Origin of the sequence: Acinetobacter venetianus RAG-1 = CIP 110063, from assembly GCF_000368585.1 — a bacterium.
Taxonomy (GTDB): Bacteria; Pseudomonadota; Gammaproteobacteria; order Pseudomonadales; family Moraxellaceae; genus Acinetobacter; species Acinetobacter venetianus.
This window is the reverse complement of the sequence record NZ_KB849557.1, coordinates 1-12,539: the sequence shown is the minus strand read 5'-3', so window position 1 is coordinate 12,539 and position 12,539 is coordinate 1. Positions and strand designations below refer to the sequence as shown.

9 protein-coding genes are annotated in these 12,539 nt (G+C 36.6%); 6 read left to right on the top strand and 3 right to left on the bottom strand.

What is annotated here, in order from left to right:
- The first annotated feature begins 113 nt into the window (after nucleotides 1–113).
- Together sucC and sucD are read left to right on the top strand one after the other, a co-directional pair.
- Nucleotides 114–1,280: an ADP-forming succinate--CoA ligase subunit beta gene (gene sucC / locus F959_RS01585; protein ID WP_004876938.1), complete on the top strand. Its 1,167-nt coding sequence runs from the start codon at nucleotides 114–116 to the stop codon at nucleotides 1,278–1,280.
- Nucleotides 1,281–1,292: 12 nt separating this feature from the next.
- On the top strand, nucleotides 1,293–2,183 hold the full coding sequence (gene sucD / locus F959_RS01580; RefSeq protein WP_003655479.1) for a succinate--CoA ligase subunit alpha: 891 nt from the start codon (nucleotides 1,293–1,295) through the stop codon (nucleotides 2,181–2,183).
- A gap of 805 nt (nucleotides 2,184–2,988) precedes the next feature.
- Here the strand turns inward: sucD and F959_RS01570 are convergent.
- The 3 genes from F959_RS01570 to trpS all read right to left on the bottom strand — a co-directional run bounded on the left by F959_RS01570 (nucleotide 2,989) and on the right by trpS (nucleotide 6,791).
- The gene (locus F959_RS01570) at nucleotides 2,989–4,698 is read right to left on the bottom strand and encodes a flotillin family protein (protein WP_004876933.1); all 1,710 of its coding nucleotides are present in this window, start codon (nucleotides 4,696–4,698) and stop codon (nucleotides 2,989–2,991) included.
- A gap of 29 nt (nucleotides 4,699–4,727) precedes the next feature.
- Nucleotides 4,728–5,372 (bottom strand): YqiJ family protein, encoded by a 645-nt coding sequence (locus F959_RS01565; protein WP_004876930.1) that lies wholly within the window; start codon nucleotides 5,370–5,372, stop codon nucleotides 4,728–4,730.
- Between the two features lie 405 nt (nucleotides 5,373–5,777).
- Nucleotides 5,778–6,791 carry a tryptophan--tRNA ligase gene (gene trpS / locus F959_RS01560; RefSeq protein WP_004876928.1) on the bottom strand — a complete coding sequence of 338 codons (1,014 nt, stop codon included), beginning with the start codon at nucleotides 6,789–6,791 and terminating at the stop codon, nucleotides 5,778–5,780.
- Between the two features lie 164 nt (nucleotides 6,792–6,955).
- On the opposite strand from trpS, the gene F959_RS01555 reads away from it, so the two are divergent.
- The 4 genes from F959_RS01555 to F959_RS01540 form a co-directional block, all read left to right on the top strand.
- The gene (locus tag F959_RS01555; RefSeq protein ID WP_004876925.1) at nucleotides 6,956–7,879 is read left to right on the top strand and encodes a DUF808 domain-containing protein; all 924 of its coding nucleotides are present in this window, start codon (nucleotides 6,956–6,958) and stop codon (nucleotides 7,877–7,879) included.
- Nucleotides 7,880–7,915: 36 nt separating this feature from the next.
- Nucleotides 7,916–8,809, top strand: a complete 894-nt coding sequence (gene ypfJ, locus F959_RS01550) for a KPN_02809 family neutral zinc metallopeptidase (RefSeq protein ID WP_004876923.1) — start codon at nucleotides 7,916–7,918, stop codon at nucleotides 8,807–8,809.
- 280 nt (nucleotides 8,810–9,089) lie between these two features.
- The gene (locus F959_RS01545; protein ID WP_004876920.1) at nucleotides 9,090–10,589 is read left to right on the top strand and encodes a cation:proton antiporter; all 1,500 of its coding nucleotides are present in this window, start codon (nucleotides 9,090–9,092) and stop codon (nucleotides 10,587–10,589) included.
- 733 nt (nucleotides 10,590–11,322) lie between these two features.
- Nucleotides 11,323–12,539: BapA/Bap/LapF family prefix-like domain-containing protein (locus tag F959_RS01540; RefSeq protein WP_004876917.1), on the top strand; the 1,217-nt coding region annotated here is incomplete at its 3' end.

The following is a 12,539-nucleotide window of genomic DNA, read 5'->3' as shown; positions in this document are numbered from 1 at the left end:
TTTTTGAATGAAGATGATTGTCTTATATTAGGCAATCATTTATTCAATATGTAGCAGTCTGGTTTTAAGAAAATCTAGGCTGTATCACTACAAACAACATAGTAGGTAACTAAATGAACTTACATGAGTATCAAGCTAAAGCATTATTGAAAGAATATGGCATGCCAGTACAAGAAGGTATCTTGGCAACAAATGCAGACGAAGCCGTTGCTGCATTTGAACAGCTTGGTGGTAAATTCGCAGTAATGAAGGCGCAAGTTCATGCTGGTGGTCGTGGTAAGGCTGGCGGTGTTAAAGTTGCAAAATCAAAAGAAGACGTAATCGAATTCGCTAACAACATCATTGGTACTCGTTTAGTAACGTATCAAACAGATGCAAATGGTCAACCAGTTAACAGCATCATCGTTGCTGAAGACGTTTACCCAGTTGAGCGTGAGCTTTACTTAGGCGCAGTTGTAGACCGCTCTAGCCGTCGTATTACTTTCATGGCTTCTACAGAAGGTGGTGTAGAAATCGAGAAAGTTGCGGAAGAAACTCCAGAAAAAATTATCAAAGTTGAAGTTGATCCATTAGTTGGCTTACAACCATTCCAAGCACGTGAAGTTGCGTTTGCTTTAGGTTTGAAAGACAAGCAAGTGGGCCAATTTGTAAAAATTATGGGCGCTGCTTACCAAGCATTTGTAGAAAATGACTTTGCATTATTTGAAATTAACCCACTTTCAGTTCGTGAAAATGGCGATATTTTATGTGTTGATGCGAAAGTAGGTATCGACTCTAATGCGCTTTACCGTTTGCCTAAAGTTGCTGCTTTACGTGACAAATCTCAAGAGAATGAGCGTGAATTAAAAGCATCTGAATTTGACCTTAACTATGTTGCTTTAGAAGGTAACATTGGTTGTATGGTTAACGGTGCTGGTCTTGCAATGGCAACAATGGACATCATTAAACTTTATGGTGGTCAGCCTGCAAACTTCCTTGACGTTGGTGGCGGTGCAACTAAAGAACGCGTAATCGAAGCGTTCAAAATCATCCTTGCTGATACTTCTGTACAAGGTGTTTTAATCAACATCTTTGGTGGTATCGTACGTTGTGACATGATTGCTGAAGCAATTATTGCAGCAGTTCAAGAAGTAAATGTAACTGTACCAGTTGTTGTTCGTTTAGAAGGTAACAACGCTGAGTTAGGTGCTAAATTACTTGATGAATCAGGTTTGAAATTAATTTCTGCGAACGGTTTATCTGATGCCGCAGAAAAAGTTGTAGCTGCAGTTAAAGCGTAAGGAGTATCAATCATGAGCGTATTAATTAATAAAGACACTAAAGTATTGGTACAAGGTTTTACTGGTAAAAACGGTACTTTCCACTCTGCACAAGCTTTAGACTACGGTACAAAAGTTGTTGGTGGTGTTACTCCAGGTAAAGGTGGCACAACTCACCTTGACTTACCAGTATTCAACACAATGAAAGAAGCTGTACGTGAAACAAATGCTGATGCATCTGTAATCTATGTACCAGCTCCATTCGTTTTAGACTCAATCGTTGAAGCGGTTGATTCAGGTGTTGGCCTAATCGTTGTGATCACTGAAGGTGTTCCAACGATCGACATGCTTAAAGCAAAACGCTACTTAGAAACTAACGGTAACGGTACTCGTTTAGTTGGTCCTAACTGCCCAGGCGTGATCACTCCGGGTGAATGTAAAATCGGAATTATGCCTGGTCACATCCATCAACCAGGCCGTATTGGTATCATCTCACGTTCAGGTACATTGACTTATGAAGCTGTTGCTCAAACAACTAAGCTTGGTTTAGGTCAGTCTACTTGTATCGGTATTGGTGGTGACCCAATCCCAGGTATGAACCAGATCGAAGCGCTTCAATTGTTCCAAGACGATCCAGATACTGATGCAATCATCATGATCGGTGAGATCGGTGGTACAGCGGAAGAAGAAGCTGCTGAATTCATCAAATCTAACGTGACTAAGCCTGTAGTAGGTTACATTGCTGGTGTAACTGCGCCTAAAGGTAAGCGTATGGGTCACGCTGGTGCGATCATTTCTGGTGGTCAAGGTACTGCTGAAGAGAAATTCGCTGCATTTGAACGTGCGGGAATGGCTTACACACGTAGCCCAGCTGAGCTTGGTTCAACTATGTTGCAAGTTTTAAAAGAGAAAGGTTTAGCGTAATTCGTTAGATTTTAATCTTTAAGAAACCCCAATGGAGACATTGGGGTTTTTTTTATTGGTAAGATTGTTGATGTATGCAGAGACTTATTTTATCAATAAAAATTGATATCTAATCTATTAACTCTAGATCTAAGTATTTTCTTCAAATTAATTATCATAGGAATAGAGAAAAAATTCAGTTTAAAATAGTACTATTTGTGAGATTGTGAACCAATTGATTAAAAATAGCTTATGTAAAAGGGAAAGGTTACATTTGATTCTTATAATTACTTACTTTCCTTATAGCAAGATATGGGCCTATTATGTTTAATAACAAAATAAGAGAGTAGAAAAAAATACTTTCTCCTCTTAAAGTTCCAATAATTATCAAGAAGATGTTAAGAAGTACGGTTGGAAGCAAAATTGCGAATATAGATATTTTATATTCGTACTTAATCATAGCCTTACGATATGATAAATAAGCAAAAAAAGTACTGATAAATAAAGCCAATAAATAAAATCCAAGATATACAAAATTCCCCATTTTAACTTACCCTCATTGTTATTAGGCATCCAAAATAAGAAATAAATTGATTAGAAGTAGCACAGATCTATTGAAACCATTTGAAATGCTTTTTAAAGAATTTATCATAACTCATAATCATCATATTTAAAGAAATTAACTTTTGTTTTAAATATAAAGTATTGAATTTATTTATTATTTTATATTTTTAAGCTTCTTTGAAAAACTATATGTTCTCATTTTATTCCTTCTTTTTATATAAAAAAGAGCCTCATAATAAAGGCTCTTTTTAGATCAAAATGCTTACTCAGTCTTTGGTTTCAACCCTTGGGTTAGACCATTAATATCACCACCTTGTAGGCCAAGTTCATTCATTAAGCTATCAATAAGTGGAGCTTGCGAGCGGTAGCGTAGGGCACTATTCACCACTTGGTCAGATAAAGATGCTTGACCATTTTCTGTAACTTCTCCAGATGCACTGCTTCCACCTGCAAAACCATTTAAACCATTCACTTGGAGAATTTTAATATCGTCGATATTTTCCATTGGTTTAACGCTTTCACGGATGATTTCAGGCAAGTGTTTGAGCATTGCTAAACGAACTTGCATTTCAACCTGTTCAGCAGAAAGTGTATTCGCTGCTTCATTGACTGCACGCGCACCTTCAGCATCAACTTGGTATTGTTTCTCTAAAGCTTGTGCAAGCAATACTTTCGCATCTGCTTCACCTTTTGCCTTTAAGCGAACTTTCTCCGCTTCAGCTTCAGCAGCAATACGGATTGCTTCAGCTTCATCGGCAGCCGCTTTCTTACCAGCATCAGCTGCAACGGTAATCGCAATCGCATCTTTTTCCGCTGTTTGTTTGGCAGCAACCAACTCAACTGCTTTTTGACGTTCTGCACGTTGAGTTTCACGTACAGTCACAACTTCTTCTTCTGCTTTTACTGCTTCTGCACGAGCTCTGTCAGCTTGTGCTTTGGCTTCTGATTCAGCACGAGATTTTTCTGCAATTGCAATCGCACGATCTTGTTCAGCAAGTTCAATAGTTTTCTTCTGCTCAACTTGAGCTTTTTCAATGAGCTGTGATTTTTGAATATTTTCATTCTCGACATCACGTGCAGCAGCAATTCTTTTCAAATCGACTTCACGTTCTGCGGCAATACGTGCTTCTTCTGCTTCACGTTTTTTTTCAGCCTCTTGGGATGCGATCTCAGCAAGTTGCTCGGCTCTACGAATCGAAATTTCACGTTCTTGTTGCAGTTTGGCGTATTCTTCTTCACGAGAAATTTCTAATCTTCTACGTTCTGCTTCTAAATCTTTCGCACGAATCGCAAGATCAGTATCTTGTTCGATGTCATTACGCTTCTTACGACGGTCTTCGATAGTTTCTGTAAGTTTAGTCAAACCTTCAGCATCAAAAGCATTTTGTGGATTGAAGAATTTAAAGCTTGTTTGGTCTAAACCTGTAAGAGAAACTGTTTCTAGTTCTAAACCATTCTTTGATAAATCTTCAGAGACAACTTGTTGAACTTTTTGTACGAAGTCAACGCGCTTCTCATGTAACTCTTCCATAGCCATCTCAGCTGCTACAGCACGAAGTGAGTCGACAAATTTACCTTCAACTAAGTCTTTTAGTTCTTGAGGAGACATCGTTTTTCTACCCAATGTTTGAGCAGCAGTCGCAATAGATTCACCTGTAGGCTTAACACGGACATAGAACTCAGCCATCACATCGACACGCATACGGTCACGGGTAATAAGTGCTTGATCTGCCGCACGTTTAACTTCTAAGCGTAAGGTATTCATATTTACAGGAATAATTTCATGTAAAACTGGCAGTACAATTGCACCACCATTCAGAATCACTTTTTCACCGCCAAAGCCAGTACGAACAAAAGAAACCTCTTTACTAGAACGTGTATATAAGCGGGCAACAATGACCCCAATAAAAATTAATGCAGCAAAAATAACACCTGTGATTATTAAAATCTCAGTGAGCGCTGAGTTAAACATTTAAAGACCCTCGTGTAATAAATATAAAATTAACTAGCAATAGCTTGAAAACCAATTTTGGTTCTTTGTGTCAAAATAACATCTTGTCCTTGTTGGAAAATAATATCCTGCTCAGGTTCAACTAATACATAGTGTGTTTGACCAAATTGATCTTTAACTTTGGCTTGAGCAGGGGAGTTTGGTCGAGCTTCACCTAAAACGATTTGAGCAGTTCGACCAATCAGATCATCAGTATGTATGGCTGTCGTTTCATCTTTAGGAATAATTTTAGAAATAAGCGCTGCACTGAAACGTACAATAGGCATTGATAGAAATAAGCATGCAGGCGCAATAATCCATCCAGAAAGATAGTGTTCAGTAATATTAAAGAAAATATCTTGAATAATTAAGCCTGTTAGCGCATAGACAGTGAGAAAAATGATTAACCAAACGAGAAGAGGGACTTTTCCTAGATATAGCCACTCTAATAATTGAGTGAATAAGTTTTCAGGTTGATCAATCGAAACATCTGCATGATCAACATCAGTTAGACTATCTGGTAAAAATTGATCTATAAAACTGCTACTTCCACCAAATAACAATAAGATCACTTCAAGCATGCCAATAAACAAACACAGCAATAATGCAATGCTGAAAACTATGTTTGACGGGTGTATTAATAAATCCCAAATCATGAATCGTTCTCTTATGTTTTTCTAAAAATATTTATAAAAATAAATTATTTATAAGAGTAATTGTATCAAGTGTAAAATTCAACCTATTACAGACATATTCTTTAGGCGAAAAAAAAACGCAATGATTGGGGTTGTCATTGCGTTGAACAACGAATCTGTTTAAAACAGTTTCGGTTGAAAGGAGAAATGTCATGAGATTAGTGTTACCTAACCTACATCGCTATATTATAAAAAAACCTGACTAAGTTCATAGGTATTCATGTTAACTACTGTTAATAGATGTTAATAAGTGACAAAAATTGTTAGTAACTGGATTTTTTATAAAGTTCCTTAATTAAACTTAAATCAATGGTTTAAATAAAAAAGCCCAACAAGTGGGCTTTTTTAGAGTAAAAGTAACGTAAATTAGAATTTAAATAAGCCTAATCCATCTTTTACTTCATCTAAAGTTTGCTGCGTGATATTACGACATTTTTCTGTACCTTGTTTAAGTACATCCATAATGTAATCAGGATCTTTTTCTAATTCAGCACGACGTTCGCGAATAGGTGTAATTAATTCTTTTAACACACCTTCAAGACGCTTTTTCACTGTGCCATCACCTAAACCACCGCGGCGATAATGTGCTTTTAATTCTTCAACTTCTTCTTTATTTGGATCAAAGGCATCAAGGTAAGTAAATACGATATTGCCTTCAACTTGACCTGGATCTTCAATACGTAAATGGTTTGGGTCGGTGTACATAGCATTGACTGCTTTCTTGATATCTTTATCAGAAGCATTTAACACAATCGTATTGCCTAAAGATTTAGACATTTTTGCTTTACCATCGAAACCAGGTAAACGCCCCATATTTGAGAGTAAAGCCTTACATTCAGGTAACAGGTCATGTCCGATTTGGCGGTTTACACGACGGACTACTTCATTGGTTTGTTCAATCATTGGAATTTGATCTTCACCAACAGGAACAACAGTTGCTTTAAATGCAGTAATGTCAGCAGCTTGAGCGACTGGATAGCATAAGAAACCTGCTGGAATATCGCGCTCAAATCCACGCATTTGAATTTCAGATTTAATGGTTGGATTACGTTCTAAACGTGCAACAGTCACAAAGTTAAGATAAAGCATTGTGAGCTCATTCAGTGCAGGCAAGCATGACTGAACGCAAATTGTTGTTTTAGTTGGATCAATACCAACCGCTAAATAATCTAAAGCAACTTGAAGAATGTTATTACGAACTTTATCTGGATTGTCCGCATTATCAGTCAGTGCTTGGGCATCGGCTAATAAAAGATGTTGATGATGACTGTCTTGTAAACCTACACGAGAACGTAATGAACCAACAAAGTGGCCAAGGTGAAGTTGTCCAGTAGGGCGGTCGCCTGTCAAAATGATTGGACGTTGATCAGCATTACTCATGATATGTTCCAAGATTCAGTTATTTCATAAATATATAGATTGGCATTATTGTACGGGAAATAATTTTTTTTCGTCAGCGATTGCTTCAACTTTTATTAAAATAATGTTGTGAAATTATTGAGTAATTCTACAATAGCGAGATAAATACAAACTAGGAAATAAAAATGGCGAGTGGTTTATTACTATTACTTGATGATATTGCAACGATTTTAGATGACGTTGCAGTAATGAGTAAAATGGCAGCAAAAAAAACGGCTGGTGTGTTAGGCGATGATTTAGCCCTCAATGCCCAACAAGTCAGTGGTGTTCGTGCTGATCGTGAACTTCCTGTGGTGTGGAATGTCGCAAAAGGTTCATTTGTTAATAAACTCATTCTTGTTCCATTAGCATTGTTAATTAGCGTAGTTGCACCTTGGCTAATTAATCCATTGTTAATGATAGGTGGTTTGTTTCTATGTTATGAAGGCGTAGAAAAAGTTGTACACATGCTACATCACAAAAAAGCAAAAACTGCCGAAGAAGCAAGTGCCGATCTAGAAGCAATAGAGGTTGATCTAGCAAAATTTGAGAAAGAAAAAGTAAAAGGTGCGATTCGTACAGACTTTATTTTATCTGCTGAAATTGTGGTGATTTCGTTAGGTACAGTTGCATCAGCAGCATTTATGACTAAAGTGTCAGTATTAAGTGTCATTGCAATTGCCATGACCATTGGTGTTTATGGCTTTGTCGCAATGATCGTTAAGATTGATGATTTAGGTTTATATTTAACACAACAAGCATCTGAATTTAAGAATAAAATAGGACGTGGTTTACTGGCTTTTGCACCAGTTTTAATGAAAATATTATCTGTTGTTGGTACGGTTGCGATGTTTTTAGTGGGGGGAGGCATTATTAGCCATACCATTCCGTTGTTACATCATTTCACTGAAGAAACTGTTGATCATTTAGAACTGATACCAAGTTTTGGTTCGATTATTGGCGCATTAACCCCTACATTAATCAACTTAGGTGTTGGTTTTGCGGCAGGTATCATTGTGCTGCTTATTGTTAGTTTAATAAAAAAAGCATGGCCAAAAGCTAAAGCATAAAATAAAACCGTCATCATCATAAATTGGAGAATAGATATGCGTTGGAAAGGTCGTAGAGTGAGTACCAATGTCGAAGATCGTCGTGGTGGTGGCGGAGCAAAAGCGGGTGGTATTAGTATTATTGGTTTAGTTGTGGCATTTGTGGCGTGGAAATTCTTCGGAGTTGATCCTCAACAGGCTTATCAAGCCACACAAGCAGTTACAAATGCACAATCAGCTCAACAGGGAAGTGAGCCGCAAAATATGACTGCCGATCAGAGAGAAGCACGAGACTTTGTCGGTACTGTGCTTGCGGATACAGAGGATACTTGGACGCCTGTATTTCAACAGCTTGGTATGACTTATAAACCACCAAAACTGGTTTTATTTAGTGGCGTTGTTCGTTCAGGTTGCGGTACTGCTCAAGCAGCAATGGGGCCATTTTATTGTCCAGCAGATCAAAAAGTTTATATCGATACTTCATTTTTTAAAGATATGCGTCAGCAGATGGGAATTTCTGGAGAGCAAAATCAAACTGAACTTTCTAGACAAGATCAGGCTGGAGATTTTGCCCAAGCTTATGTGATTGCACATGAGGTTGGTCATCATATTCAAAATTTATTAGGCATTTCAGGGCAAGTACAACAAGCTCGTTCTCAAGCAAGTCAATCCGAGGGCAATCAACTCTCAGTTCGCTTAGAGTTGCAAGCTGATTGTTTTGCTGGAATTTGGGCACATCAAAATCAGCAACGGACTCAATTCTTGGAGCAAGGTGATATTGAGGAAGCCATGGATGCAGCTGAAAAAATTGGTGATGATTATTTACAGCGTCGCGCTACTGGGCAAGTCGTACCAGATAGTTTTACTCATGGTACAAGTGAACAACGTATGCATTGGTTTGAGCTAGGACTTAAATCGGGTGATATTAATCAGTGTAATACATTCAAATAAGCAGAGCCAAAGGTGTTCTGCTTTTGATTTCCATACCGAAGTTATACGAATAAAAAAATAAAAGTTCAGTAAAATAATTGTCATAAATACTGAACTTAGATGATGTGTCTATCTATAGACTCATATTTGTTATTTCAATAAGAACTAAGATGTCTTAGATAAAAACTCTACTTCAGTAATTGACGGTAAATAAATTGATGAGTTACGAATTCCACCGCGAAATCCAAACAGTTTGATTTGGAAAAATCGTTGTGCGCGATAAGTAATAACAAGGGGTAGCATGGGTAATTTCTTTCTTTTACAAGCTTTGACCGCTGTTTTTACGCTTTCAATTGCCACTACCATCTTCAATAAGCGCGTACTTGGATTTCCTCAAGCAATTGGTGTACCCATTGTCTCAGCAATTTTTGTCTTCATTTTACAATGGGGTGCAAGTTTACTGAATGGTAATCAATTTATTACGATTAATATTCACAATATTGAATCGGCTGTACGTGAAATTGATTTCTATGACTTCCTCATCAATGGCGTTATCTGTTTCATTCTTACTTCTTCTGCATTGAAGTTTAAAATTTCTGATCTTAAAAATTATTGGAAACCAATCAGCATCTTGGCGACTATTGCACTAGTTTTGTGTGCAGTTATTTATGCTGGTCTACTTTATTTGTTCCAATGGGCGGTAGGTTATTCAGTGCCAATGTCAGTGCTTTTATTACTCGGTGCTGCTTTAGGTGCAACTGATCCGATTGGAATCAAAGGAGTTTTGAGTTCTATTCGAGCGCCACATCATTTAATTGTTAAGCTTGAAGGTGAATCATTATTTAATGATGCAATGTGTATTGCTTTATTCATGACTTTGCTTAAAGTTTTACAAGGTGAGCATTTCTCTCTATTGGCAACGATTGAAACTTTGCTATACGAGATTTTTGTCGCTGTCATCATTGGCTTTGCGTTTGGTTTCGGTATTTTGCGTCTCTTACGCGGAAAGCACGAAATGGAGTCTCTGATTCTAACGACTGCATTACTAGCGAGTGGATCTTACTTGGTCGCATTATTTGCACATGCATCTGCACCAATTGCTTGTGTAATCGGTGGATTGATTGTTGGAAACAAATGGCAAGAGTTTAGAGAACAGCGCGAAATTAGAGAAGTCAATCATTTTTGGCATGCTGTAGAAGGGATCATAAATTCTTTTTTATTCACCTTAATAGGTTTAGAGCTCTTTATCCTTGATCTAAGTGCCAATTTAATTATTGGTGGAATTATTGCCTTTCTTATTTTGCACTTGTCACGCTTTGCTGCAAATTTTGCAGCATTTGCACTGTTTCCGTCATTCAGAAATAAAAGCTATAACGGTAGTTTAACGATTCTTTCATGGGGTGGTGTACGCGGAGGAATTTCGCTTGCTTTGATTCTCGCGGTTGCGAATGTGCCTGCACTTAGTCCATACAGCAGTATTTTAATTGGATATACATTTATCAGCGTATTACTGTCTGGTGTGGTCTGTGGGCTTGGCTTACCTGCAGTAATGAATGCATTTTATTTTAATCCCAACGAAGAAACAGAAGGGGTAAAAGGCTTCTATCAACGTCTCTGCAATAAAATGAACAGACGCGGCTTTAAATATATTGTGAGTGAAGATGAAAGTGGAAAAGAGTCTATTAAAATCTATAATCCAGAACGAATAACAACAATTAAGTCTGATGATGAATTGACAGAAATTTACCATCCGGAAAAAGTTAAAGAGGTTGAACGACTTCAGAATCCACAAAATTTTTAATTAAAATTAACAGGTTCTTATTTGGAATTTTTAATAAATTTATTTCTGTTTTAAAACTTACTAAACAGTAAAATAGTTATTTTGGTTCCTTAATTGAACTTGTTTATTTCTAGTATAATTAATTATTGGTTTTACTTAATCTAAATTAATTAAAAATAAGTATAACTGATATTTTTAATTTAAGTCTTTAGTCTGTGTTTTATCTTTATTCCTTATAGTTTATTTGTTATAAATCAATAAATCTGATATTTGGTGTAACAAAATGATAATTGTATATTAAATACAATTTAATAAAAACATGGGAATTTTTAGATTTAGTTATGCTGCAAATGAATAATATTTTTTAAAAAAATCAATAAATACAATTTTTTAGTTTTATTTTTGTGATTTTAAAATCAATTTTTTTACTGGCTGATAAATTATTTTTTATATATCTTTATAATATATGGATTTTTAAAGTATAGGGTAATTGTGATTTTTTTGGTCATTTTATTAATGTCTTTATTGTTTAAAAAAAATAAATTATTTAAATAGTTTTATTTATAAAACGTTAGGTTATAAAACTTTATTGACCTTTTTTCTATGATGATGTTGTCATTTTTGTAAAGTTTTTTTGTGATGTGTTTAACAAAAGTGAATTTTAATTTAGATTTTAATAGGTATAGGAAATGATTAATAAACCAACCAAATATACATACACAAGAATTATTAAATAATCAGAGGAATAACGACCATGTCTGAAATCCAAATAATTTCTAAGGAAAGTCATAAAACCCTTTCTAATACAATGGAAAATACTACAACTCTACCTTCTGAGCCTGCTGTAGTATTAATTAAGGTTCCGTTAAAGGATATTGTCGTAATTAAAAAGGACGGTTTGAATGCAATTGTTTTTTTAAAAAATGGAGAAACAATCGTTGTTCAAAATTTCTTTAATGAAAATAGTAACATTGATAATAGTCTTGTTATACAAGATGAAAACGGTCAGTTAGTTTGGGCTAAATTCAAAGAGGGTGAAAGTGACGCGGATGCAGACGCGGATGCAGATGCAGATGCGGATTCCGACAATGAAGGTGCTGTTTACTTAGAAGAAACACCAGCGGCTCTTCCTGAAGTTGTTGAAGCACCAGTATCAGATGTAATTTTTCAACCTATTCAATCCATAGAACCACTTTTATACAATGATGCATCAATGAGCCCATGGTTGTGGGCTATTCCTTTGGTTGCTGGCGGTATTATTGCTGCTGCTAGTGGTGGCGGAAGTGATAATAACAATAATAATAACGGTGATACGACACCACCAAATACAGACAATGTTGGTTTTACAGTTGATTCTGTTACTGATGATAATACTTTGAATGCTGCTGAATCAGCAGGTGATGTAACCATTACTGGTACTTTAACGAACATTCCTTCAGATGCTGCTACTACTGTTGTCACTGTAATTGTGAATGGTGTGAGTTATTTAGCAACTGTTAATGCTGCCAATGGCACATGGAGCGTTGTGGTTCCAGGTAGTGGATTATTAGCTGATAGCGATAAAATAATTGAAGCGAATGTTAAGTTTACTGACGCTGCTGGCAATAGCAGTACAGTTACTGACACGCAAAGCTACTCTGTTGATGTCGATGCTCCGAATGCTCCAGTCATTAACCCAATTAATGAAAATGATCCAATTACAGGTACAGCAGAACCTGGTTCGACTGTTACAGTGACCTTCCCTGATGGGGGTACAGTGCAAGTTGTCGCTGGACCAGATGGTAGCTGGACAGTAGATAATCCTGGGTTAAATGATGGTGATCAGGTTACAGCAACAGCGACAGACCCAGCAGGGAATACATCAGATCCTGCAACAGCAACAGTAGATGGTTTAGCTCCAGCTATTACCATTGATGATATTATTACCAATGACAATACGCCTGCATTAACAGGTACGGTGAATGACCCAAC